The organism is Kocuria tytonis (genome assembly GCF_003226895.2).
Lineage (GTDB): Bacteria > Actinomycetota > Actinomycetes > Actinomycetales > Micrococcaceae > Kocuria > Kocuria tytonis.
Genome location: NZ_PNJG02000001.1, coordinates 616,595 through 641,100 on the forward strand (window position 1 = coordinate 616,595; position 24,506 = coordinate 641,100).

The 24,506-nt window shown below is 72.6% G+C and carries 22 protein-coding genes; 6 read left to right on the forward strand and 16 right to left on the reverse strand.

Features of this window, described 5'->3' with window-relative positions; genetic code table 11:
• Positions 1–147: 147 nt before the first annotated feature.
• The 10 genes from trmD to ftsY form a co-directional block, all read right to left on the reverse strand.
• Positions 148–1,152 (reverse strand): tRNA (guanosine(37)-N1)-methyltransferase TrmD, encoded by a 1,005-nt coding sequence (trmD, locus tag C1C97_RS02735; protein WP_110919046.1) that lies wholly within the window; start codon positions 1,150–1,152, stop codon positions 148–150.
• A gap of 3 nt (positions 1,153–1,155) precedes the next feature.
• On the reverse strand, positions 1,156–1,731 hold the full coding sequence (rimM, locus tag C1C97_RS02740; RefSeq protein ID WP_121029905.1) for a ribosome maturation factor RimM: 576 nt from the start codon (positions 1,729–1,731) through the stop codon (positions 1,156–1,158).
• A gap of 129 nt (positions 1,732–1,860) precedes the next feature.
• Positions 1,861–2,103: an RNA-binding protein gene (locus C1C97_RS02745; RefSeq protein ID WP_121029906.1), complete on the reverse strand. Its 243-nt coding sequence runs from the start codon at positions 2,101–2,103 to the stop codon at positions 1,861–1,863.
• A 2-nt stretch (positions 2,104–2,105) separates the two neighbouring features.
• Positions 2,106–2,534: a 30S ribosomal protein S16 gene (rpsP, locus tag C1C97_RS02750; RefSeq protein ID WP_110919044.1), complete on the reverse strand. Its 429-nt coding sequence runs from the start codon at positions 2,532–2,534 to the stop codon at positions 2,106–2,108.
• Positions 2,535–2,726: 192 nt separating this feature from the next.
• On the reverse strand, positions 2,727–3,677 hold the full coding sequence (locus C1C97_RS02755) for a hypothetical protein (protein WP_110919043.1): 951 nt from the start codon (positions 3,675–3,677) through the stop codon (positions 2,727–2,729).
• Positions 3,674–4,168, reverse strand: a complete 495-nt coding sequence (locus tag C1C97_RS02760) for an NUDIX domain-containing protein (protein WP_110919042.1) — start codon at positions 4,166–4,168, stop codon at positions 3,674–3,676. The genes C1C97_RS02755 and C1C97_RS02760 overlap by 4 nt, the downstream gene beginning before the upstream one ends.
• Positions 4,169–4,174: 6 nt before the next feature.
• Entirely contained in the window at positions 4,175–5,746 is a 1,572-nt protein-coding gene (ffh, locus tag C1C97_RS02765; protein ID WP_110919041.1) for a signal recognition particle protein, read from the reverse strand.
• Positions 5,747–5,917: 171 nt separating this feature from the next.
• The gene (locus C1C97_RS02770; protein WP_121029907.1) at positions 5,918–6,256 is read right to left on the reverse strand and encodes a P-II family nitrogen regulator; all 339 of its coding nucleotides are present in this window, start codon (positions 6,254–6,256) and stop codon (positions 5,918–5,920) included.
• On the reverse strand, positions 6,253–7,569 hold the full coding sequence (locus C1C97_RS02775) for an ammonium transporter (protein ID WP_233542679.1): 1,317 nt from the start codon (positions 7,567–7,569) through the stop codon (positions 6,253–6,255). Before C1C97_RS02775 ends, C1C97_RS02770 begins: the two co-directional genes overlap by 4 nt.
• Before the next feature lie 330 nt (positions 7,570–7,899).
• Entirely contained in the window at positions 7,900–9,018 is a 1,119-nt protein-coding gene (gene ftsY / locus C1C97_RS02780; protein WP_121029909.1) for a signal recognition particle-docking protein FtsY, read from the reverse strand.
• Between the two features lie 31 nt (positions 9,019–9,049).
• On the opposite strand from ftsY, the gene C1C97_RS02785 reads away from it, so the two are divergent.
• Together C1C97_RS02785 and C1C97_RS02790 are read left to right on the forward strand one after the other, a co-directional pair.
• Positions 9,050–10,369, forward strand: a complete 1,320-nt coding sequence (locus C1C97_RS02785; RefSeq protein ID WP_233542680.1) for an MFS transporter — start codon at positions 9,050–9,052, stop codon at positions 10,367–10,369.
• Complete coding sequence (locus C1C97_RS02790; RefSeq protein ID WP_121029910.1) at positions 10,366–10,971, forward strand: hypothetical protein; 606 nt, start codon at positions 10,366–10,368, stop codon at positions 10,969–10,971. The genes C1C97_RS02785 and C1C97_RS02790 overlap by 4 nt, the downstream gene beginning before the upstream one ends.
• A 52-nt stretch (positions 10,972–11,023) precedes the next feature.
• Here C1C97_RS02790 and smc read toward each other — a convergent pair whose 3' ends face one another.
• Positions 11,024–14,665, reverse strand: coding sequence for a chromosome segregation protein SMC (gene smc / locus C1C97_RS02795; protein ID WP_121029911.1), 3,642 nt, complete (start codon positions 14,663–14,665; stop codon positions 11,024–11,026).
• A gap of 324 nt (positions 14,666–14,989) precedes the next feature.
• Here smc and C1C97_RS02800 point away from each other — a divergent pair, with 324 nt between their 5' ends.
• From C1C97_RS02800 to C1C97_RS02810, 3 genes are read left to right on the forward strand one after another with little or no spacing between them, the layout of a single operon-like run.
• Positions 14,990–16,015, forward strand: coding sequence for a 3-oxoacyl-ACP synthase III (locus tag C1C97_RS02800; protein ID WP_121029912.1), 1,026 nt, complete (start codon positions 14,990–14,992; stop codon positions 16,013–16,015).
• 26 nt (positions 16,016–16,041) lie between these two features.
• Positions 16,042–18,771, forward strand: a complete 2,730-nt coding sequence (locus C1C97_RS02805) for an alpha/beta fold hydrolase (RefSeq protein ID WP_121029913.1) — start codon at positions 16,042–16,044, stop codon at positions 18,769–18,771.
• The gene (locus tag C1C97_RS02810) at positions 18,768–20,108 is read left to right on the forward strand and encodes an NAD-dependent epimerase/dehydratase family protein (RefSeq protein ID WP_121029914.1); all 1,341 of its coding nucleotides are present in this window, start codon (positions 18,768–18,770) and stop codon (positions 20,106–20,108) included. The genes C1C97_RS02805 and C1C97_RS02810 overlap by 4 nt, the downstream gene beginning before the upstream one ends.
• A gap of 93 nt (positions 20,109–20,201) precedes the next feature.
• Here the strand turns inward: C1C97_RS02810 and mutM are convergent, their stop codons facing one another.
• The 5 genes from mutM to coaD all read right to left on the reverse strand — a co-directional run bounded on the left by mutM (position 20,202) and on the right by coaD (position 23,203).
• Positions 20,202–21,131 carry a bifunctional DNA-formamidopyrimidine glycosylase/DNA-(apurinic or apyrimidinic site) lyase gene (gene mutM / locus C1C97_RS02815; protein ID WP_121029915.1) on the reverse strand — a complete coding sequence of 310 codons (930 nt, stop codon included), beginning with the start codon at positions 21,129–21,131 and terminating at the stop codon, positions 20,202–20,204.
• A 7-nt stretch (positions 21,132–21,138) separates the two neighbouring features.
• Positions 21,139–21,843 (reverse strand): ribonuclease III, encoded by a 705-nt coding sequence (gene rnc / locus C1C97_RS02820; protein WP_121029916.1) that lies wholly within the window; start codon positions 21,841–21,843, stop codon positions 21,139–21,141.
• 1 nt (position 21,844) lies between these two features.
• Positions 21,845–22,048: a 50S ribosomal protein L32 gene (gene rpmF / locus C1C97_RS02825; protein WP_012398114.1), complete on the reverse strand. Its 204-nt coding sequence runs from the start codon at positions 22,046–22,048 to the stop codon at positions 21,845–21,847.
• 2 nt (positions 22,049–22,050) lie between these two features.
• Positions 22,051–22,641: a YceD family protein gene (locus tag C1C97_RS02830; RefSeq protein WP_110919032.1), complete on the reverse strand. Its 591-nt coding sequence runs from the start codon at positions 22,639–22,641 to the stop codon at positions 22,051–22,053.
• A 91-nt stretch (positions 22,642–22,732) separates the two neighbouring features.
• Positions 22,733–23,203: a pantetheine-phosphate adenylyltransferase gene (gene coaD, locus C1C97_RS02835; protein WP_121029917.1), complete on the reverse strand. Its 471-nt coding sequence runs from the start codon at positions 23,201–23,203 to the stop codon at positions 22,733–22,735.
• 111 nt (positions 23,204–23,314) lie between these two features.
• On the opposite strand from coaD, the gene C1C97_RS02840 reads away from it, so the two are divergent.
• Entirely contained in the window at positions 23,315–24,493 is a 1,179-nt protein-coding gene (locus C1C97_RS02840; RefSeq protein WP_407657258.1) for an aminotransferase class I/II-fold pyridoxal phosphate-dependent enzyme, read from the forward strand.
• Positions 24,494–24,506 lie beyond the last annotated feature (13 nt).

Here is a 24,506-nt window from a genome sequence, read left to right on the forward strand (position 1 = left end):
CTCACGTGTGGTTCGCGTGCCACCCCGTACGGGATGTCAACGCTCCAGGGTCCGGGGCAGGACGTGAAGTGGCCGCCCCGGGCGGTGCGCCGTTGGTCGCTCTCCCCCCTGCGGCAGGGGCGTGCCCGGCGCACACACAGCGGCCCATTATGCCATATCCGCAACGTCCTGCGGCGCGGTGTGGGCGGGTTCACGGCGCCAGGCCCCGGAGGCCACGGTGAAGCCCTCCCCGGCGAGCACGGCCCGGTCCGCGCGGTCCAGCTGGGCGGGGTCCAGCGCCAGGACCATGTCCGGCCGACGCCGCGCGGTGCGCACCAGCTGCTGGTCCCGGCGCCAGCGCGCGATCCGTGCGTGGTTCCCGGACAGCAGCGTGTCCGGCACGGTGCGCTCCCGCCACTCGGCGGGTTTCGTGTACACCGGGTACTCCAGCAGACCGCCCGTGTGGGACTCCTCCGCGAGGGACTCGGGGTTGCCGATCACCCCGGGGATCAGCCGCGTGACGGCCTCGACCATGGCGAGCACGGCCACCTCACCCCCGTTGAGCACGTAGTCCCCCAGGCTCAGGGGACGCACGCGCACCTCGCCGCGGGCCCAGTCGAGGAACCGCTCGTCGATCCCCTCGTACCTCCCGCACGCGAAGACCAGGTGCTCCTCCTCGGCCAGTTCGTAGGCGACCTCCTGGGTGAAGACCTCCCCCGCCGGGGACGGCACGACCAGCACGGGGCGCGACGACGCCGCGGGGCCGGGTTCCGCGCTCGCCCCCGCGAGCGAGCCGGCGGCGTCGGCCGCGGAGGTCCCGGGTGCCGGGGTCCCGGGTGCGGAGTTCGCGGGTGCGGCTGCCGCGTGCCCGGTGGCGTCGCGCGCGGTGACCGCGGTGCTGCCGGCCGCGGGCCGCGTGCCGCCGTGGCCGGCGTCGGACGTGCCCGCACGGAGGACGGCCTCCAGCGCCTGCGCCCACGGCTCGGGCTTCATGACCATCCCCGCGCCGCCGCCGTACGGAGTGTCGTCCACCGTGCGGTGCCTGTCGGTGGCGAACGAACGCGGATCGGTGACCTGCAGCCGCAGCAGACCGTCCGTGACGGCCTTGCCGATCAGGGACAGCCGCAGCGGCGCGAGGTACTCGGGGAAGATGCTCAGGACGTCGATGCGCACGGTCTACTCGGCCTCGCCCAGCTCGAGCAGTCCCGGGGGCGGGGTGACCAGCACGAGACCACGGTCGAGGTCCACCTCGGGCACGATCTCCGCGACGAACGGGATCAGCACCGAGCGCCCACCGCCCTGCGGGGTGATCTCCAGCAGGTCCTGTGCACTGCCCTGGATGAGGGCCTTCACGGTCCCGATGCGTGCCTCGTCACGGGTGAGGTCCACGGCCGCGAGCCCAAGGAGGTCGTCCTGGTGCCACTCGTCGTCCTCCAGGGGGAGGTCCGCGACCTCCGCGAAGAGTTCGAGACCGCGGGCGGCCTCGGCGGCGGTGCGGTCCGAGATCTCCTCGAAGCGTGCCACGAGGACGTCCTTGTTCCAGCGGTGCCCCGTGACGGTCAGGCTCTCCACCGCGAGCGGCTCGCGACCGTTCGGTGCGGTGTCCTGACCCCGCCGGCCACCCCGCGCCCGCTGGACGCTCAGCACCGAGCCCGGCGCGAACCGCGCCTGCGGGTCGTCCGTGAACAGCTCCACGGTCACCTCCCCCCGCACCCCGTGCGGCTTTCCGATCCGGGCTACCCGAACGCTCATGGCATCTCCTCGAGGGACCTCGTGCTGTCTCGCTGACCTGCGACTCGTGACCGGGAGCCGCCGCCGGTATGCACACGGCCCCCGTTCCCCTCGGGAGAGGAACGGGGGCCGTGACAGTGCTGTGCCCGCTCAGCGACGGTGGTCGGTGTCGACCACGTCCACGCGGACGTTCTCGCCGGAAGCCAGTGCGGACACGACGGTGCGCAGGGCCTTGGCCGTGCGTCCCGAGCGTCCGATCACGCGACCCAGGTCATCCGGGTGCACGCGCACCTCGAGCGTCTCGCCGCGGCGGTTGTCGCGGGAGCGCACCGAGACGTCCTCGGGGTTGTCCACGATGCCACGCACGAGGTGCCCGAGAGCTTCCGCGAGCATGCTCACTCCGCCTTCTCGGCGTCGCCCTCCGCGGGAGCGGTCTCCTGGGCGGGAGCCTCCTCGGCCTTCTCGGCCTTGGGGGTGATGGCTTCGGGGATGATCACGGAGCCGTTGTCCGGGGCCACGAACGGGGTCTTGCCCTCGGGCTGCTTCAGCGTGCCCTCGGCACCCGGCAGGCCCTTGAACTTCTGCCAGTCACCGGTGATCTTCATCAGGGCCAGCACGGCCTCGGAGGGCTGCGCGCCCACACCGAGCCAGTACTGCACGCGATCGGACACCAGGTTGATGTACGAAGGGTTCTCGGTGGGCTGGTAGACACCGACCTCTTCGATCACGCGACCGTCGCGCTTCTTGCGGGAATCAACGACGACCACACGGTATCGAGGATCGCGGATCTTGCCCATACGCTTGAGACGAATCTTGACTGCCACTTGTGTGGTTACTCCTGTTTCGAATGGAATCGGTCACCGCACACACGGGCCCGTGGGGCGGGCAGCACGTGGGTCACCTGTGGACACGAAGTCACGCACGGTGAGAGGGTCCGCGCGGTTCGAGTACCCAGCCATTGTGCCACAGCTGTCAAACACCGCGGCACGGCACCGGCGTCCGTCGGAGCGGCGGCCTCAGCGCCTCTTCCGGGCCCGCACCGAGGCCCACAGCGCAGCCTGCAGGGCGGCGTCCGAGAACATCAGCGCGGACGCCGAGCCGAACACCCGGGCGCCGCGACCACCGCGCGCGGCCAGTCCCGCGAGACCCGCCCCCAGCGCCACCTCGGCGCCACCCAGGGCGAGGAGCAGGCCGGGCCTGCGCACGTAGGCCCGCTGGATCCGGGAGAGCACGTCCGTGGCACTGGGCTCCACACTGACCGAGTCCAGCAGGGACAGTCCCGTGGACCGGGGCTCGTAGTCCCCCACGCCGTCCAGCTCCTCGAGGCTGCGCTGGCCCTCCACGATCTTCGCGGCCACCGTGGGCAGTCCCAGCAGCTGCAGCACGGACTCCAGCAGCAGCGCCGAGCTGGGGGTTCGCGCGTAGTTCTCGAGGCGCGCCGTGGCGGCGGGATCGAGGTCGCACAGTGACGCGATGGACTCCACGGCGGTGACGGTGCGTGCCTCGTCCGCTCCGCGCGGCGCGGGTGCCGCGGCGTCGTCGTTGCCCGGGGCCTCCTCCGGGACATCGGGGCCGGCGCCGTCCGACGCCGCGTCCTGGCCGTGGCGCGCGTCCGCCACCAGCTCCGCGGCCGGGGACGCCTCGGCGGGGGCCCACTCCAGGGTGGTGCTCCCCGACAGCTCCGCGAGCTGGTCGCCCCAGTCGCGGTGCGCGTCCAGCACGGCCACGGGCGGATACACGCGCAACCGACGGGCGGCGCCGTCCGAGTGCAGCTCCACGGCAATGCTGTGCGGGTCACCGGCCGCGGCCAGCGCGGCGGGGTCGAGACGCTCCGGGACCAGGACCGCGGACCAGCCGTCACGCGTCACGGCGGTGAACCGGGCACCGAGAGCCGCGGCCACGAACGGCAGCTGGGGTGCGTCCGCGCGGACCAGCAGCACGGTGCGGGCGTGGGACTGCCCGCTCATGCGCGCGCCCCGCCGTCCATCACCCGTTCCACCACGGTCCCGGACTCCAGCGCCTCGATGGCGGCCCGGACGTGCTCCGCCATGCCCGCGCTCATCACGGTCTCCAGCTCCTCCGGGGCCACGAAGCGGTAGGACAGCAGCTCCTCCTCCTGGACGGTGATGGGGGTGTCCGAGGGGATCCTGCCGCCGTCGTAGAGGAAGGAGACGGAGTCCCCCCACATGCCCATGCCCACCCCGTGGCTCACGGCGATCAGCCGACCCTCGGGAAGGTGGAGACCGACTTCCTCCACGACCTCACGGAAGCAGCCCGTACGGGGGTCCTCCCCCGCCTCCACGGTGCCCCCGGGCAGGGTCCAGCCGTCCTTGTAGTTGGGCTCCACCGCGAGCACCCGGCCGTTCTCGTCACGGATGACCGCCGCGGAGGCGAGCCGCCGCGTGGGCAGGGTGGCGATGAACTCCCGCAGTTCGTCGTCGGGAAGGTATGAACCCATGTGCGCCTACTTTCCGAGGAATTTCTCGAAGCCCTTGGGCAGGTTCAGGGACTCGACGTCCAGATCCTGCGGCTGCGAGCCGAACGAGCTGCCCTTGACCGCAGGCTTCTGACCCGAGGCCAGCGCCGCGTTCTCCTGCGCGCGCTTGGCGGGGTTGCCGGATCGGGAGCTCTTCTTCTTGGTCTTGTTGCCCTTCTTGGCCGCGGCGCCGCCGCGACCCATCCCGGGGATGCCTCCGGGCATGCCGGGGACGCCCTGCCCCGAGGCGAGGCGCTTCATCATCTTCTGGGCCTGGGTGAAGCGCTCCATCAGCTGGTTGACCTCGGACACGGTGACCCCGGAGCCGCGGGCGATGCGCGCGCGGCGGGAGCCGTTGATGATCTTGGGGGCCACCCGCTCGTGCGGCGTCATGGAGCGCACGATGGCCTCCACGCGGTCGATCTCGCGCTCGTCGAAGTTCTCGAGCTGCTCCCGCATGCCGGCGGCGCCGGGCATCATGGAGAGCATCTTCTTCATGGAACCCATCTTGCGCAGCTGCTGCATCTGCGCCAGGAAGTCCTCGAAGGTGAAGTCCTCCTGATCGGTGAACTTCTTGGCCATCCGCTCGGCCTCGGACTTGTCCCACTGCCGCTCGGCCTGCTCGATGAGCGTGAGGACGTCACCCATGTCCAGGATGCGCGAGGCCATGCGGTCCGGGTGGAACTGCTCGAAGTCCCGCACGCCCTCGCCTGTGGAGGCGAACATGATGGGCTTGCCGGTCACCGCGCGCACGGACAGCGCAGCACCGCCGCGGGCGTCGCCGTCCAGCTTGGAGAGCACCACGCCCGTGAAGTCCACGCCCTCGTCGAATGCCTTGGCCGTGTTGACGGCGTCCTGGCCGATCATCGCGTCGATCACGAACAGGACCTCGTCCGGGTCCACGGCGTCGCGGATGTCCCGGGCCTGGTTCATCAGCGCCTGGTCGATGCCCAGGCGCCCGGCGGTGTCCACGATCACCACGTCGTAGAGCTTGGAGCGGGCGAAGTCCACGCCGTCCCGCGCGACCTTCACGGGATCGCCCGTGGGATCGTCGAACTCGGAGGTGGCGCCGGGCTCGGGCGCAAAGACGGCCACGCCCGCGCGCTCGCCCACCACCTTCAGCTGGGTCACGGCGTTGGGGCGCTGCAGGTCCGAGGCCACCAGGACGGGCTTGTGGCCCTGGTCCGTGAGCCACTTGCCGAGCTTGCCGGCAAGGGTGGTCTTGCCCGCGCCCTGCAGGCCCGCGAGCATGATCACGGTGGGACCGGTCTTGGCCAGGTTGATGCGGCGGGTCTCGCCGCCGAGGACGCTCTGCAGCTCCTCGTTGACGATCTTCACGATCTGCTGACCCGGGTTCAGCGCCTCCGAGACCTCCGCGCCCAGGGCGCGCTCCTTGACGACGGCGGTGAACTCGCGCACCACGGGCACGGCCACGTCCGCCTCGAGCAGGGCCCGGCGGATCTCCCGGACGGTGGCGTCGACGTCCGCCTCGGAGAGCCTGCCCTTGCCGCGCAGGTTCTTGAAGGTCGCTGTGAGCCGGTCGGACAGTGAATTGAACACGGGGAGGTCGCTGCTTTCCTCGGACGACGGATGATTCGGTCTCCCAGGTTAGCAAGCGTTGCCCCGCACGGGGTCACCCGGACGGGCGCGGGCCCGGCCCCGCCCGGGGGCGGGGACGGGCCCGGTTCTCAGCCGTTGGGGGCAGCCACGGCGGTGCGGTGCCCGCGGGGTTCACAGGGCGGCGTCGTCCCGCTCCCCGGTGCTGACCCGCACCGCGTGCTCCACGTGGGTGACCCACACCTTGCCGTCGCCGGGCTCCCCCGTGCGCGCCGCGGCGACCACCACGGAGACCACGTCCTGGGCCTCGGCATCCGTCACGACGGTCTCGATGCGCACCTTCTCCAGCAGGTCCACCGTGTACTCGGCGCCGCGGTAGACCTCGCGGTGCCCGCGCTGCCGGCCGTAGCCGTGGACGGAGAGCACCGTCATCCCCTGGACGCCGTGACGCTCCAGGGCGTCCTTGACGGCGCCGAAGTTCTCGGGCCGCACCACTGCGGTGACGAGTTTCACTGGTCGTGTCCTTTCGTGGCGGGAACGGGGGCCTCGGCGGTGCCGGGCAGCGGGCGGTGCGCGCCGTGGCCGGAGAAGGAGCCGGTGGCCTCGTCCCTGAGCGAGTACGCGGACTCCGCGTGCTGGGTCAGGTCCACGCCGATCACCTCGTCGCGGCGCGGGATGCGCAGACCCATGGTGGCCTTGAGCGCCAACCCGATCAGCAGCGTGAGCACCCCGGTGTAGAGGGTCACGAACGCGGTGGCCGCGAGCTGCGAGCCCAGCAGGCCCCAGCCGCCGCCGTGGAGCAGACCGGCGCGCCCCTCGGAGGGGATTGCCAAAAATCCGAGGGCCACGGTGCCCACGATCCCGGACACCAGGTGCACACCGCACACGTCCAGGGAGTCGTCCAGTCGGATCCGGTACTTCAGGCCCACAGCGAGCGCCGAGCACGCCCCCGCGACGACCGACAGCAGGATCGCACCGACGGGCGTGACGTTCGCGCACGCCGGGGTGATGGCCACGAGCCCGGCGACGACGCCCGACGCCGCCCCGAGCGACGTCGCGTGGCCGTCCCGGATCCGCTCGGTGAGCAGCCAGGCGAGCATCGCGGCGGCGGGTGCCACGAGCGTGTTGGTCCAGATCAGGGCGGCCTGCTCCACGGTGGCGGCGGCCCCGGCGTTGAAGCCGAACCAGCCGAACCACAGGATGGCCGAGCCGAGCATCACCAGCGGCAGGTTGTGCGGGCGCTGGCCCGAGTCCCGGCCGAAGCCGCGGCGGGCCCCGATGAGCAGGATGAGCACGAGGGCCGCGATGCCCGCGTTGATGTGCACCGCGAGTCCCCCGGCGAAGTCGATGGGTTCGCCGAAGATCCGCCCCAGGGCGCCCGCCTCGGAGAACAGCCCGTCCCCCCACACCATGTAGGCCAGCGGGAAGTAGACGAGCGTGACCCACACGAGGGTGAAGACCACCCACGTGCCGAACCGCGTGCGGTCCGCGATCGCCCCGGAGATCAGTGCCACCGTGATGATCGCGAACGTCACGGAGAAGTCCGAGCTCAGCAGGTCCGCCGTGCCGATCAGCCCGGACAGCCCCACGTGCGCGAACGGGTTGGCGGTGAGCCCGCCCAGCACGGGGTCCCCGCTCAGCATGGACGCGCCCCACAGCACCCAGACCACGCCCACCACGCCCAGTGCCGCGAAGCTCATCATCATCATGTTCAGCACGCCCTTGGCCCGGGTCATGCCTCCGTAGAACAGTGCGAGACCGGGGGTCATGAAGAACACCAGCCCCGCGGCCACCACGGTCCACACGTGTCCGGCGGTCAACTCCATCCGGCTCACCTCGTCCCCGTCTCGTCCGGGCACATCCTTTGCGCCACGGGGACCAGTCAACGCACCGGTTGTTACCGGCGGGTTCGCATGCGGGTAACGGTTGTGTTTCGGCTCACCCGCGGATGTTGCCGGTGGGTTAACCGCGCCGCGGGCCCCGCGCCACTGGCCATTTCGTCCCGCACGCTTCTATGCCATGCACGTCCCGCACGCCCCTCCGCCATGCACGTCCCTCCGCCCCGCCGCGTGCCCGGGCCGCCGGAACCGCAACGGCGCCCGCCCCCGGGGAGGGGGGCGGGCGCCGTCGTGGTCCCAGAGCGGGGCGGGAGCGCGTCAGTCGATGATCGCGTCCACGAACTGCTCGGCGTTGAACGGGGCGAGGTCGTCGGGGCCCTCCCCCAGGCCGATCAGCTTGACGGGCACGCCGAGACCGCGCTGGATGGCCACCACGATGCCGCCCTTGGCGGTGCCGTCCAGCTTGGTGAGCACGATGCCGGTGATGTCCACGGCCTGCGCGAAGACCTTGGCCTGGGTCATGCCGTTCTGCCCGGTGGTGGCGTCGATGACGAGCAGCACCTCGTCCACCTCCGCGGCCTTCTCGATCACGCGCTTGACCTTGCCCAGCTGGTCCATGAGACCGGCCTTGTTCTGCAGCCGCCCGGCGGTGTCCACGAGGACCACGTCCGCCTCCTGGTCGATGCCGGCCTTCACGGCGTCGTACGCGACCGAGGCGGGATCCGCGCCCTCCTGCTCGGAGCGCACGGTGGGCACGCCCACGCGGGCACCCCAGGTCTCGAGCTGGTCCGCGGCGGCGGCGCGGAAGGTGTCCGCGGCACCGAGCATGACGTCCTTGTCCTCGGCCACGAGCACGCGGGCGAGCTTGCCCACCGTGGTGGTCTTGCCCACGCCGTTGACGCCCACCACGAGCACCACGGCGGGCTTGCCGGGGACCGCCTCCGTGTTCAGGGAGCGGTCCAGGGTGGGATCCACGAGCGCGAGCATCTCCTCGCGCAGCAGGGACTTCAGCGCGGCGGGATCCTTGGTGCCGGTGACGCGCACGCGCTTCTTGAGGTTCTCCACGAGCTCCAGGGACGCGTCCGTGCCGAGGTCCGCCATGAGCAGCGTGTCCTCGATCTCGTCCCACGTGTCCTGGTCGATGCGCTCGCGCGAAAGCAACACCAGCAGGCCCTTGCCGAGCATCGTGTTGGACTTCGCGAGCCGCCCGCGCAGCCGCTCGAGGCGCCCGCGCGCCGACTCGGGACGCTCCAGGGTGCTGACCGGGCGGTCCTCGAGGGCGGTGTTCTCGTCCACCTCGGGGATGTCGTCGAGGTCCCTGGTCCCCTGGTACCCGCCCTTCGGGGCCCTGGGCCTGCGCAGCAGCAGCACGCCGAACACCACGAGCAGCACCACCACCGCGGCGGCTATCACGATCCACATCAGTTCAGGAGTCATCACCCGTCTAATCTCCCATAAACTGCTGGGCGTGTCCCGCCCAGAACCCCACGACGACGCCGCGCGGTCCGCCCCGGTCTCCCCCTCCGAATCCCGCTCCCCCGGTGCTTCCGTCCCGGCGGGCGACGACGCCGCCGCGCCCGCCGCGCAACAGGTCCCCGAGCCCATCAAGGTCCTGATCGCCGCAGCCTTCGTGATTGCGCTGGGCTATGGGCTGGTCGCCCCGGTGCTCCCCCAGTTCGCCGCGAGCTTCGGGGTGGGCGTGGCGGCCTCCTCCGCGGTCATCAGCGCCTTCGCACTGTGCCGGCTGGTCTTCGCGCCCGCGAGCGGCGCGGTGGTCAACCGGCTCGGCGAGCGCCCCACCTACCTGATCGGGCTGATCGTGGTGGCGCTGTCCTCGGCGGCCACCGCGTTCGCCCAGACCTACTGGCAGCTTCTGGTGTTCCGCGGTCTCGGTGGGATCGGCTCCACCATGTTCACGGTGTCCGCCATGGGGCTGATCGTCCGGCTGGCCCCGCGCACGATGCGCGGGCGGGTCTCCGGGTACTACGCCACCGCGTTCCTGCTGGGCGGGATCCTCGGACCCGTGCTCGGCGGGCTCCTGGCTGGGCTGGGGATGCACGCACCGTTCCTGATCTACGCGGGGGCGCTGTTCGTCGCGGTGCTCGTGGTGTGGCTGCGGCTCAAGGACGAGACGCTCGGCGCCAAGCGCGGCGGGGCCACCCAACCGCCCATGAGGGTGCGCGACGCGCTCGACGCCGGGGCGTACCGCGCCGCACTCGCATCCAGCTTCTCCACCGGGTGGACGGCCATGGGCGTGCGGGTGGCCCTGGTGCCCCTGCTGGCCGCGCAGGTGGTGGGTGAGGGCCCCGCCGTCGCCGGGCTGGCGCTCGCCCTGTTCGCCGTGGGCAACGCCGCGGCGCTGACCGTCACGGGCCGGCTCACGGACCGGCTGGGACGCAAACCACTCGTGCTCACCGGACTGCTGGTGTGCGGGCTGGCGACCATCGGGGTGGGGTTCAGCACGTCGGCGGTCGTGTTCGCGGCCCTCTCCCTGCTCTCGGGGGTCGGTTCCGGCACCCTCAACCCCGGCCAGCAGGCCGCCGTGGCGGACGTGATCGGCCCGGACCGCGCGGGCGGCAAGGTGCTCTCCCGCTACCAGATGTGCGCGGACGCCGGACAGATCGCGGGCCCGATCATCGCCGGGGCCCTGGCCGACGCCGCGGGCTTCGGCTGGGCGTTCGGGGTGTCGGGGGCCCTCATGCTGCTGGCGGCCCTGGCGTGGCTCCCGGTGCGGGAGACGCTGCCGGAGGCGCGCCGGCCCCGTGCGGCCAGGACGGACGGCGGATGACGAGGTCGGGGAAACGGTCCCCGCGCCGCCGTGCGCTGATCCGCTACTTCCTCGTGTTCGTGGTCACCCTGGTGCTGAACGGTGTCCTGAAGGAGCTGCGCAACCGTGGCATCCTGACCACTCCGATGCTCTTGGGACTTCTTGCGGTCGTCCTGCCGGGTGTCTGGGCCCTCCTCCGCTACTGGTGGCTCCCCCGCGTCTCCCGGGCCCGCCCGCAGCACGACCGGATTGTCACGGAGGCCCGCTGGGCGTCTCCCCTGGCACCCGGGGCCGTGATCGAGCGGCTACGCACGGAGTTCGTCGCTCCGGAGTTCCGGACGACCGCCACGGACTCGGCGCTCCACATTGCCACGGGCTCCGACGAGATCTTCCGGTGGCGGGGTGCGGGGTCGATGAAGGGCTGGGAGGCGTTGCCGCTCGCCGTGGACGTCGTGCTCACCGCCGCACCGACCGGGTGCGACATCGTGGCAATGGCCCGAGACGACCTGGGGTGGTACGAAAAACCCCCGGAGTTCTTCGTGGAGAACGAAGTTCTGCGTCGGGGCGCGGCCCTCATCCGCCGCGCACGGGAAGCCACGGAGAACCCGGCCGCCCACGGCTGACGCGGTCCGAGTGGGGAGGCGGCCGAGCGCCGTCGTCGCCCGCCGCGCATGACTAACGCAGCGCCGACAGCTGCTGCCCCACCACCAGGCTCACCCCGTCGCCGCGCATCGACACCCCGTACAGGGCGTCCGCGATCTCCATGGTGCGCTTCTGGTGGGTCACGATGATCAGCTGCGAGCTCTCCTTCAGCTGCTCGAAGATGGTGAGCAGGCGGCCCAGGTTGCGGTCGTCCAGGGCGGCCTCCACCTCGTCCATCACGTAGAACGGGGACGGCCGGGCCTTGAAGATGGCCACCAGCAGGGCCAGGGCGGTCAGCGAGCGCTCGCCGCCGGAGAGCAGGGACAGCCGCTTGATCTTCTTGCCCGCGGGGCGCGCCTCCACCTCCACGCCGGAGTTGAGCAGGTCGTCCGGGTCCGTGAGCCGCAGCCGTCCCTCGCCCCCGGGGAACAGGGTGGCGAACACGGACACGAACTGCTCGGCGGTGTCCCGGTACGCCTCCGCGAACACCTCCTCCACGTGCCGGTCCACGTCCCGGATGATGTTGCGCAGGTCCGCGCGCGAGTTCTTGACGTCCTCCAGCTGGGTCACCAGGAACCTGTGCCGCTCCTCCAGCGCCGCGAACTCCTCGAGCGCGAGCGGGTTCACCTTCCCGAGGGCCTTGAGCTGCTTCTGGGCCCGCTGCAGCCGGGTCTCCTGCTCCTCCCGCCGGAACGGGGTGCCGGGATCGGTCATGCTCGGCAGGGCGAGCTGCACGGAGCCGCCGGACTCCTCCGCGGTCTGGGCGGCCTCGATCGCGGCGTCCGCGTCCGGGACCGGCAGGTGCGGCCCGTAGTGCTCCACCAGGAAGTCCGGGGTCATCCCGAGCTCCTCGAGCGCGGTGGCCTCCAGCCCCTCCAGGCGCGCACGCCGCTGGGTGAGCTCCAGCTCCGCGCGGTGCAGCCGTTCGGTGAGCTCGCTCAGTTCACGGGTGGTCCCGTCCCGCTCGGTGCGCAGCCGGTGCGCGGCCTCGTCGAGGCCCGCGCGCTCGGTCTCGATCGCGTCCCGCTGGGCGGCAGCCTGCCGGGCCGACTCCTCCGCGCTCACCCGCAGGTGGTCGGCCGCTGTGCCCACGGCCCGGGCGACGGCGGCCTGCACGCGGCGTCGTTCGGCACGCCGGGCCGCCTCCGCCTGCGCGGCGCGCTCGGAGCGGGCGGCGCGCAGCTGGCCCTCCGCCCGAGAGAGCACGTGGCGGTGCTGCTCCTCCAGGCTGCGCAGGGCCAGCCGGGCCTCGGTCTCCGCCTCACGGGCGGCCTTGGCCGCGGCATCCGCCCGGTCCTTCGCGCCGGCGGCGGTGATCTGCTCACGCTCCAGCTCCGCCTCGTCCCCGTGCTCTGCGGACTCCGCACGTTCCAGTGCCTCGCGCAGCTCCTCCTGCCGCTGGGCCATGCGCTGCTCGGCGGTCCCCAGCACGTCACGCCGCCGGGCGAGCTCCGAGTCCGCCGACGACGCCGTAGCCTCCGCCCTGCTCAGTGCGGCACCCGCCGCTGCGGCCGCCTGCTGGTCCTTCTGGGCCTGCCGCGAGGCCTCCCGCTGGGCACGGGCCGCCTCGGTGCGCGCCGTCTCGGCGCGTTCGGCCTCCGCCGTGGCCGTCTCGGCCGCGGCGCGCAGGCTGCCGAGCCGCGCCTGCCCGGCCTCGATGCTCGCGAGGATCTCCAGGTTGCCCGCCGCCTCGGTGGCCCCGCCCTGAGCGGTGCGGGTCCCGTGGACGTCGCCGTCGCGGGTCACCGCGCGCAACCGTGAGGAGTCCACGCCTGCCGAGACCGCGGCGTCGAGCACGGCGAGCGCCTCGGCGGGACCGGGGACCAAAAAGGTGTGGGCGAGTTCCGCGCGCACGCTGCGCAGGACGGCGTCGTCGCCCCCTGCCGCCGGGGCCGGGGAGAGCACGGATGCCGCCGGGACGCACCCCTCGGGCAGGGGGAGGGCCAGGGGCTCGGACGGTGCCTGCTCGGAACCGGCGAGGACGAGGTGGACCCGGCCCGAACCGGCCTCGCGCAGGGCGGCGAAGACGGTGGCGGCGTTCGCCCCGGATCCCACGGCGAGCGCCTCGGACCACGCGCCGAGCGCAGCGGTGACCGCGCGCTCCCACCCCGGGGTCACGCGCACCGCGTCCGGCACGCTGCCGAGCACGGTGGTGGCGCCGGCCACCGCGGCGGAGCCGTCCGGCTGGCGCACGGACTGGCGCAGGGTGTCCAGGCGCACCTGCGCGGCGTGCAGCTCGGTCGCCGCGGCCTGGCGCACGAACTCGGCGGTGCGGGCCGCCGCGCGCGCGGACTCCGCGTGGTCCTCGGCCTCCCGGGCGCGCGCGGCGGAGCGCTCGGCCGACCGGGCGCTCGACTCCGCGGCGTCGCGCAGGGAGGAGGTGTCCCGCGCGGCCTGCTCCGCGCGGGAGGTGACGTCCGCGATCTCCGTGCGCACGCGCTCCACGTCCGACTCGGCGGCGGTGAGAGCCGAGCGGGCGGAGGTCACGGCCGCGGCGAGCCGCGCCTGTCCTGCCCGGCGGTCCGCGCTGCGGCGCACGAGCTCCGCGGTCCGGCCTTCTGCCTCCCGTGCGGTCTCCTCGGCCTGCCGGCGGGCCGCCTGCGCATCGTTCAGCGCCTGCTGGGCCTGTGCCACACGCTCGGCGAGCTGCTCGGCCTCCTCCCGGCTGCGCCGCGCCTGGGCCTCCAGTGCGTCGGCGTCGCGGCCCGGGGCCTCGGGGGCCTGCTCGCTGCCCAGCAGCCGACGCCGCTCCCCCGCCAGCGCGGACAGCGCACGGAAGCGGTCCCGCGCGGTGCTCAGCTCGTACCAGCTCGTGCGGGCGGCGTTCAGGGCCGGGGCCGTGCGGGCGGCGTCGGCCTCGGTGCGGGCCAGCCGCTCGTCGAGACGCGCGACGGCCTGCTCCAGCTCGTCCCTGCGGCGCCGGGTCTGCTCGCTCGCACCGCGGTCCGCGTCCATGCCCGCGCGGGCCGCCACGAGGTCGTCCGCGAGCAGGCGGGCGCGGGCGTCCCGCACGTCGTACTGGATGCGCTGCGCCTTCCGGGCGGTGCGGGCCTGGCGGCCCAGCGGGGTGAGCTGGCGCTCGATCTCGCCGGTGAGGTCCGCCAGCCGGTCCAGGTTGGCCTGCACCGACTCGAGCTTGCGCAGGGTCTTCTCCTTGCGGCGCCGGTGCTTGAGGATCCCGGAGGCCTCCTCGATGAAACCGCGGCGGTCCTCCGGTGTGGCCTGCAGGATCCGGTCCAGCTGCCCCTGGCCCACGATCACGTGCATCTCGCGGCCCAGGCCCGAGTCCGAGAGCAGCTCCTGGATGTCCAGCAGGCGGCACGAGCGGCCGTTGACGGCGTACTCCGAGCCGCCCGAGCGGAACAGGGTGCGGGAGATGGTGACCTCGGAGTACTCGATCGGCAGGGCGCCGTCGGCGTTGTCGATGGTCAGGGACACGTGCGCGCGACCCAGGGCGGCGCGGCCGGACGTGCCCGCGAAGATGACGTCCTCCATCTTCCCGCCGCGCAGGGACTTGGCGCCCTGCTCTCCCATCACCCAGGCCAGGGCGTCCACCACGTTGGACTTGCCGGACCCGTTGGGACCCACCACCGCGGTGACACCGGGCTCGAAGTGGAACGTGGTGGCGGAGGCGAAGGACTTGAAACCACGCACGGTGAGGGTCTTCAGGTGCACGCGGGGGATCTCCTGGGTCGGTGGCTGTCGGGCGGGTCGCGGCCGGGGCACCGCCCGGGACGGCCGCCCCGAGCGCCGGCGGGGCGGCGGCGTCGCACGCGGACCGGGGCCGGCGGGAGGTGGCCCACGGCGGGGAACGGGGCGGCGAGCCGCGGTGGCATCCGAGTCTACCCGGGGGGTCACGACGTGGCGCGTCCACCGAACCTGCCAGAAAGGCCCGTTAGACTGGGCCGGTCCAACCCGCTTGCTCACCCGAGCGCCGAGGTCCATCAACGACGATCGACTCCTTGACGGCACGGGTGGCGTCTGATCGAAAGCGCCACATTGACCGGTAACTCCACCATCAGAAACCGAAACGCCGCCATCCTGTCGGTGACCAAGACGGAAGCGGACGTGGTGATCCCCTCCACCCGGTTCGATGAGGAGTTGGCGCACACCTTCAAGCGGCTGCGCATGCCCAAGGGCCTGCTGGAGCGGCTCGCGGGCATCAAGGAGCGCCGCGGCTGGGCACCCGGGCGGCACTTCACGGACGGCGCCACGGAGGCCGGTCAGGCCGCCCTGGACGAGTCCGGGATCCGCCCCGCGCAGATCGGGCTGTTCATCAACGCCTCCGTGACCCGCGACAACTACGAGCCCGCCGTGGCCGTGGGCATTCACGAGCGGCTGAGACTGCCCAGCTCCGCCCTGAACTTCGACATGACCAACGCGTGCCTGGGCTTCGTCAACGCCCTCACCGTGGCCTCGTCCATGATCGACGCCGGTGCCATCGAGTACGCGCTCGTGGTGGCCGGTGAGGACCCCTCCCCGTGGCACCGGGCGGCCATCGAGCGGCTGCGCGAGGACGACATCACCCGCGAGCAGATGGTCCAGGAGTTCGCCACCCTCACGCTGGGCTGCGGTGCCGCCGCGGCCGTGGTGGGACCCGCGGACCGCCACCCGGATGGGCACCGCATCATGGGCTCCGTGACCCGCGCGGGCACCGAGTTCAGCCGGCTGTGCATCGGCGGCGGGGACGGGATGTTCACGGACGCCACCGGGCTGCTCAACCACGGGGTGGGCCTCGTGGTGGAGGCGTGGCTGGACGCCGAGCAGGACGGCTGGGACTGGCGGGACATGGACTCCTACGTGACCCACCAGGTGTCCAACTCCCACACCAACAAGCTCATCGAGGACATGGGCATCGACGCCACCAAGGTGCCGCTCACGTTCCCGTACTGGGGCAACGTGGCGGCGGCCGCCCTGCCCATGACGCTCGCGCTCGAGTCCGAGCGGCTGGAACCCGGCGCACGGGTGCTGTGCCTGGGCGTAGGATCCGGCCTGAACACCACGCTCATGGAGATCGCCTGGTGAGCCCCCGCAGGAACCGAGGAGGAACCGTGTCCCCGCAGCACCCCGGCGCCGAGCGCCTGCCCTTCACCGAGACCGCCCTGCCGGGCGTGGACCCCGCGTGGTCCCGCACCCTCACCGTGGCCGCCACGGCCCCGGTGGAGCCCGTGGCCGGGCGCAGGCGGCGCTGGCACGTGCTGGACAACGCGGACGCGATCGCCGCGAGCGGGCGCACCCCGCAGGGCATCGTGCTGGCCGTGCACGGCAACCCCACGTGGTCCTACCTGTGGCGGGACGTGCTGCGCGCCGCCCAGGAGGCCGAGCGGCCCTGGCGCGTGGTCGCCGTGGACCAGTTGGACATGGGCTTCTCCGAGCGCACCGGCCTGTTCCGCCGGCTCGAGGACCGCGTGCAGGACCTCGGCGACCTCACCCACGCACTGGGCATCGACGACGCCGACGTCCCCGTGGTCACGCTCGCCCACGACTGGGGCGGACTGATCTCCCAGGGCTGGGCCCAGGAGCATCCCGAGATCCACGCGGCCACCGTGCTCACCAACACCGCCGTGCACCACGACAACGCCGAGCCCATCCCGTCCGCGCTGCGGCTGGCCCTCAACCGCGCCGTGCACGAACCCCTGACCTCCGGGTCCACGGCCTTCCTGGACACCACGCTCGCCCTGTGCGATCCCACGGCCTCGAAGGCCGTGAAGCGGGCCTACAAGGCGCCGTACACCTCCCGCGAGCGCCGGGAGGGCATCGCGCACTTCGTCGCGGACATCCCCGCCGCGGCGGACCACCCCTCCCACGCCGCCTACGAGCGGATCGCCGGGCGCATGAGTGCGCGTGAGGTCCCCACCCTGCTGCTGTGGGGCACGGGTGACCCCGTGTTCCAGCAGCGCTACCTGGACGACCTCATGCGCCGTGCCCCGCACGCGGACGTGCACCGCTTCGAGGGCGCCAAGCACCTGCTGCCCGAGGCCCGCGACATCGCCACCCCGCTGCTCACGTGGCTGGACGAGCGCTTCGGCGGCGTCGGCTCCGTGCTCGCCGCCCACCGGGAGCAGCGCTCCCGCGGCCGGGCCGACTTCGTGCCGTTCTTCGCCGAGCTGGATGCGCGGCGCACGGACGACTCGCCCGCCGTGGTGGACATGGGTCCCGTGGCCACCACCGTGGACGGCTCCGCGCCGTCGCTGAACGTGGAACGCAGCGTGAGCTGGGCCCAGCTCTCCGGCTCCGTGGACCGCCTGGCCGTGGCGCTGCTGCGCACGGGCGTGCGTCCGGGGGACCGCGTGAACCTCATGGTGCCCCCGGGCTCCATGCTCACCACCCTGATCTACGCGTGCCTGCGCATCGGTGCGGTGATCGTGGTCGCGGACCAGGGGCTCGGGCGCAAGGGACTCACGCGCGCGCTGCGCGGCTCCTCGCCCCGCTGGTTCATCGGCATCCGCAAGGCGCTCGTGGGCGCCCGCGCGCTGGGTTGGCCCGGCACCAGGATCTCCGCCGACGCCATGGACCCGGTGTCCAAGAAGCTGCTGGGCGTGACGCACACCGTGGCCGAGCTGATGGACTCCGTGACCACCGTGGACCAGGCCGAGATCCCCGCCGTGGACGCGGACGCCGAGGCTGCGGTGCTGTTCACCTCCGGCTCCACCGGACCGGCCAAGGGCGTGGTGTACACCCACCGCCAGATGGCCGGGATGCGGGACACCATCCGGGACACCTACGGGCTGCGCGCCGGAACCGGCCTGGTGGCGGGCTTCGCGCCGTTCGCGCTGCTGGGTCCCGCCCTGGGAGCCGCCTCCGTGACCCCGGACATGGACGTCACGAGCCCCAAGACGCTCACCGCCCGCGCCCTCGCGCAGGCCACCATGGCAATCCGCGCCACCGCGGTGTTCGCCTCCCCGGCGGCGATCGCGAACGTGCTCGCCACCGCGGACGAGCTCTCCCCCGCCGAGCGCGACGCCCTGGCACGGGTGGACCTCATGCTCTCCGCGGGTGCGCCCATCCCCGAGGAGCTGCTCACGCGGCTGCAGGAGCTGATGCCCGCCGCGCAGCTGCACACGCCCTACGGCATGACCGAAGCCCTGCCGCTGACCGACGTGAGCCTGGACGTGATCCGCGCCGCGCGCGAGGACACCCAGCGCGGCGTCGAGGGCGCCGGCCGCGGGGTGTGCGTGGGCACCCCCGTGGAGGGTGCGCAACTGGGCGTCCTGCCCCTGCGCGCGGACGGCTCCGTGTCCTCGGAGATCGTCACCACCCCCGGCGTCACGGGCGAGATCGTGGCCCGCGCCCCGCACGCCAAGGACCACTACGACCGGCTGTGGATCACCGAGCGCGCCTCGGACCTCACACCGGGCTGGCACCGCACCGGGGACGTAGGCCACTTCGACGCCCGCGAGCGGCTCTGGTACGAGGGCCGCCTGGCCCACGTGATCACCATGTCCCACGGCCCGGTGTCCTCGGTGGCCGCCGAGCACGCCGCCCAGACCGTCCCCGGTGTGGGCCGGGTGGCCGTGGTGGGCGTGGGTCCCACGGGTTCGCAGTCCGCGGTGGCCGTGATCGAGACCGTGCCCGCCGCCTCCGGGCCCGCCCTGGCGGACGCGGAGCTGAGCGAGCGCGTCCGTGCCACCGTGGACATGGCCACGGGTCTTCCCGTCAGTGCCGTGCTGGTCATCCCCGAGCAGCCCACGGACATCCGTCACAATTCCAAGATCGACCGAGCCGAATTGAGTGACTGGGCCGAGCGGGCCCTGGCCACCGGAAAGCTGAGTGCACTGTGAGCGACGATCCCACCGTCTCCCCCCGGCGCAGCGCCCGCGACGGCCGCGCCGCCGGCAACCACGACGCCGCATCCGCCTCGTCCGCGTCCGCTCCCCGGGACTCCGCGGTCCCCGGCTCCGCCCGGATTGCTGATCCGGAGCGCGGCGGGGCAACCACCACGGGCGGTGTCCTGGACGGTTCCGGACGCACCGTCCTGGTGACCGGTGCCTCCGGGATGCTCGGCGGAGACGTCGCCCGCGTCCTGCTCGCGCGCGGCTGGCGGGTGCGCGTGTTCCAGCGCGGCCACGCGCCCGTGGCCGAGCGCGAAGGAGTGGACGAGGTGCTGGGATCGGTGACCGATCCCGAGGACGTGGCCCGCGCGCTCGACGGCGTGGACGACGTCGTGCACCTGGCCGCCAAGGTGTCCTTCACGGGCGCGTGGGAGGAGTTCGTGCGCGTGAACGTCACCGGCACGCGCGTCCTGCTGTGCCAGGCGCAGAACGCCGGAGTGAAGAACGTGGTGTTCGTGTCCTCCCCCTCCGTGGCCCACACCGGGGTCTCGATCGAGGGCGCGGGCGCGGAGCCCGCGGACCCCGGGAAGGCGCGCGGCAACTACGCCCGTTCCAAGGCGGCGGCCGAGCTGCTGGCCCTGAGCATGGATGGCCAGCGGGACCTGAAGGTGGCCGCAGTGCGTCCGCACATCGTGTGGGGCCCCGGGGACACGCAGCTCGTGGAGCGCGTGGCGGACCGCGCGGCGGCGGGTCGGATGCCCAACCTGGACCACGGCGCGGCCATGATCGACACCACCTACATCGACAACGCCTCCGAGGGCATCGTGCGCGCGCTCGAGCGGATCGACGTGGTGCACGGGCGCGCCCTGGTGCTCACCAACGGTGAACCGCGTCCCGTGGGCGAGCTCATTGCGCGGATGTGCCGCGCCACTGGGTCCGAGGCCCCCACCCGCTCGATCCCCGGCGGTCTGGCGCGGCTGGCGGGCAAGGTCATCGAGACCGTGTGGCCGCACCTGCCCGCCAAGCTGCGCACGGGCGACGGCGAGCCGCCCATGACCGAGTTCCTCGCCGAGCAGCTGTCCACCGCGCACTGGTTCGACCAGCGCGAGACCCGTGAGCTGCTGGACTGGACGCCGTCCGTGAGCCTGGACGAGGGCTTCTCCCGGCTGGCGGCCTACTACCAGGACCACCCGCGCCCGAACCGGCGCACCGGGTCGGTGTCCCTGGACCGCGTGGAGGACGTCGCGGACGAGCAGCGCGCCCGGGCCGAGGAGTCCTCCGTGGCCTCGGGCGAGGAGAGCGGCAACGCGACCACGGACCTGCAGAGCGTGCGCACGGTGGTGTGACGCCCCGTGCCACGAGTGGTGCCCGCGACGAGACGTCGCGGGCACCACTCGTGTCCGGGGTCGGCTACGCGCCTTCGCGGCGGGCGGCGGGTGTCAGGCCCGGAAGCGCCGCGGCCGCCTCTGGCACCGCGAGCAACGGTACGAGGAGCGGTTCGCGAAGTGCTCGCGGACGATGACGCCGTCCTCACCGGCTGCCTCGCAGCGACGGCATGGCTCCCCCGCCCGGCCGTACGCGTTCAGGGAGCGTGAGAAGTATCCGGACTCCCCGTTGACGTTCACGTACAGCGAGTCGAAGCTCGTGCCGCCCGCGTCCAGCGCACGGCGCATGACCTCCTGGCACGCGGTCACCAGCTCGCGGGTGCGGGGTGCGGTCATCGTCTCGGTGGGTGCCGCCCAGTGCAGCCGGGCGGCCCACAGGGCCTCGTCCGCGTAGATGTTGCCGATCCCGGAGATGAGCCCCTGGTCCAGCAGGGCGCGCTTCAGGCCCGTGCGGCGGCGTCGCAGGGCGGCGTGGAACGCATCCACGTCGAACAGCGGGTCCAGGGGGTCGCGCGCGATGTGCGCGGCGTGCTCCGGCACCGTGCCGTGGCCGTCCGCGCTGGGCACGAGCGGGTCGAGCAGCATGCCGCCGAAGATCCGCTGGTCCACGAACCGGGCCTGCTCCGGGAGGGCGGCACCGGCGTCGTCGTGGGCCGGGGACAGGTCGAGGCGGATGCGCTCGTGGCGCGGCTGCGGCTGGTCGGCGGAGGCCACCAGGAGCTGACCGCTCATGCCCAGGTGCACGAGCAGCGCCTGCGACGGCTCACTGCCGGGGCGGTCCCGCAGCGGGAGCCACAGGAACTTGCCGCGGCGCTGCGCGGAGTCCACGGTGTGACCGGCCAGGCGCTCCTGGAAGTCCAGGACGCCGGCCGTGTGGCGGCGCAGGGACCGGGCGTCGAAGACCTGCACGGACTCGATGGTGCGGCCCACCACCCAGCGCTCGACGCCGCGGCGGACCACCTCCACCTCGGGTAGCTCGGGCACGGTGCGCTCAGTCCTTCGCGGGGAACCGCACGGCCAGGGCCTCGCACGCGGCGGCCGCGGCGGCGCGTTCGGCGGCCTTCTTGGAGGTGCCCTCCCCGTGGCCGAGCACCTGCCCGTCCACCACGGCGTCCGCGGTGAAGTGCCGTTCGTGGTCGGGGCCGGTGCCCGCCACCTCGTAGCGGACGGTGCCCAGACCGTGCTGGGCCACGAGCTCCACGATGTGCGTCTTCCAGTCCCGCCCCTCGTGCAGCACGCGGGTGTCCTCGAGCAGCGGGATCATCATGCGCAGCACGAGATCGCGCGCGGGCACGGGGCCCAGGGACTCGTACACCGCGCCGATCACGGCCTCGGTGGTGTCCGCGAGGATGGAGGGCTTGTCGCTGCCGTGGGTGCGCACCTCGCCCTTGCCCAGGCGGATGTGGGGGCCCAGCCCCAGGGAGCGGGCCACACCGGCCAGCGCCCGGGCGGAGACCACGGACGCCCGCAGCTTCGCCAGGCGGCCCTCGTCCCACTCCGGGTAGCGGTGGTAGATCTCGTCCGTGACGGCGAGCTGCAGCACGGCGTCCCCCAGGAACTCGAGGCGCTCGTTGTGGGTTTCCCCCGGGTGCTCATAGGCGTAGGAGCGGTGCGTCAGCGCAATGCGAAGCGTCCCGGTGTCGAGATCGACACCGAGACGCTTCAGCAGTTCACCGGAATCCGGCACATCAGTCACGTTACGCGTCAGCGACCTTGCGTCCCTTGTACTCGTAGAACAAGGGGGTGCCGGCGGAGTCGGAGACCAGCTTGGCCTGGTGCGGCAGGCTGTAGCTGACCTTGCCGTTCTCCACGGTCTTCACCAGTTTAGGGGCTTGCGCCTTCCACTGGGACCGGCGCATGCGGGTATTCGCACGGGACATCTTCCTCTTGGGAACAGCCACGGCTATCTCTCTTCTCTCGTGTCGGTTGTCGGCTCCGACGGTTCCGGATCCTCCGAGTCGGTCAGCAGCCCTGTGAGGGCGGACCAGCGGGGATCCTTCACGTCGTGGTGGTGCTCCGGATCGTTCTCGAGCCGTGCGCCGCACTGGGCGCACAGGCCCGGGCAGTCGGCCCGGCACACCGGTTGGAACGGCAGCTGTGTGATCACTGCGTCCCGAAGCATCGGTTCGAGGTCGATCTCCTCGTCCCGCACCTCATACACTTGCTCGTCCTCGACGTTCTCGTCGCCCTGTGGGGACGGTTCGAAGACGAAAAGCTCTTGCACGTCGACCGGTAGTTCGTAGTCGATGGGGTCGAGGCATCTGCTGCACTCCCCGTGAACACTGACGATCACGGTTCCGGACACCAGGATACCGTCGTGGACGGATTCCAGGCGCAGATCCAACTCCATGGGCGCGCCCTCGGGCGAGCCGATGAGCGCCGTACCGAAGTCCTTCGGTGCGGGCACCTCGACGTCCAGGGTGTCCATGGTCCCCGGGCGGTGTTGCAGCTCCCTGACGTTGAACGCGAGGGCTGAACTGTTGCGGTGATTCACGGAACTCCTGGCTAACGACACTGGCCGACAGAACATCCTAGCACGCGGCGCGCGCGGACTTCACCCCGGTGCGCCCGCGCGGCGGGGCGGCTCAGCGACTGCGGATGGCGTGCAGCACCTGTGGCGGGACGAACGAGGTCACGTCCCCGCCCAGGGCCGCGACCTCCATGACCAGCGAGGAGGAGACGTGCAGCAGGGAGGGCTCCCCCGGCAGGAACACGGTCTCCACACCCGTCAGCGAGCGGTTCATGGTGGCCATGGGCAGCTCGTAGTCGTAGTCCGCGCCGTTGCGCAGGCCCTTCACGAGCGCCACCGCCTCCCGGTGGGAGGCGTAGTCCGCGATCAGTCCCGATTCGAGGGGTTCCACGACCACACCGGGCTCGTCCGCGAAGACCTCCAGCACCAGCTCGATCCGCTCCGCCTCGCTGAAACGGTGCGTCTTGTTCGGGTTGGTGGACACCGCCACGACCACTTCGTCGAACAGGCGGGCCGCCCGGTGGATCACCGCGCAGTGCCCGAGGTGCAGCGGGTCGAAGGATCCCGGACAGATGGCGCGTCGCATGGCACCATCCTAGCCCCGGCGGGTTCCTAGACTGTCCTCATGAGCAGCAACGCACATCATCTGCCGCCGCACACGCCTGCCGCGGGAGCGCCTGCCCTCCCGTGGCAGCGGATGGCCGCGGGCGGAGGCCTGCTGGACCCCGCCGGACGCCTGCGCTCCACGGTCTTCGAAGAGATGACGGCGCTGGCCCGGCGCTCCGGCTCCGTGAACCTGGGTCAGGGCTTCCCGGACTTCGATCCCCCGCGGGAGATGGTCGACGCCGCGGCGGCCGCCCTGCACGCGGGGCACCACCAGTACGCCCCCATCGTGGGCGTCCCCGCCCTGCGCGAGTCGGTTGCCGTCCACCAGCGCACGCACTACGGCCTCGAGCTGGACCCGGAGTCCGAGGTGGCGGTGTGCGCGGGGGCCACCGAGGCCATGGCGGCCGCACTGCTGTCCCTGCTGCAGCCCGGTGACGAGGTGGTGCTCTTCGAGCCGCGCTACGACCTCTACGGCGCACTCGTGCAGTTCGCGGGCGCCACGGCGGTGCCCGTCCCGCTGCTGCCCCCCGCCTTCGTCCCGGACCCCGACGACGTGCACGCGGCGTTCTCCCCGCGCACCCGGGCCGTGGTCCTGAACGACCCCCACAACCCCACGGGCACCGTGGCCTCCCGCGAGTTCAAGGAGCTCCTGGTGGAACTCGCGGCGGAGCACGACGCCGTGATCGTCACCGACGACGTCTACGAGCACCTGCGCTACGACGGCCCCCACGAGCCGCTGGCCGCCCTCCCGGGAGCCGCGGAGCGCACCCTGAGCGTGTCCTCGGCCGGCAAGACGTTCTCGGCCACCGGCTGGCGCGTGGGCTGGATCAGTGGGCCGCCGGAGCTGGTCCGCGGTGCCGTGGCGGTGAAGACCTACCTGTCCCACAGCGCGGCGGCCCCGCTGCAGCACGCCGTGGCCGCCGCCCTGGCCTTCCCGTCCGAGTTCTACGCGCGGCTGCTCGAGGACTACCGCGAGCGCCGGGACGTCCTCGTGAGCGGTCTGCGCGCCGCGGGGCTCACCCCACCCGAGCCGCAAGGCACGTTCTTCGCGGTGGCGGACGTGAGCGACCACTACCCGCTCGCGGGCGTGGACAACGCCACGGACCTGGGCCGGCACTGGGCCGAGAACGCCGGCGTGGTCGGGATCCCCGTGTCCGCGTTCGTGAGCCCCGAGAACCAGGGCCTCTACTCGGACTGGCTGCGCCTGGCGTTCTGCAAGCGCACGGACGTGCTCCGCGGCGCAATGGCGGGGCTGGCGGCGTCGGTCTGAGCAGGGGCGGCAC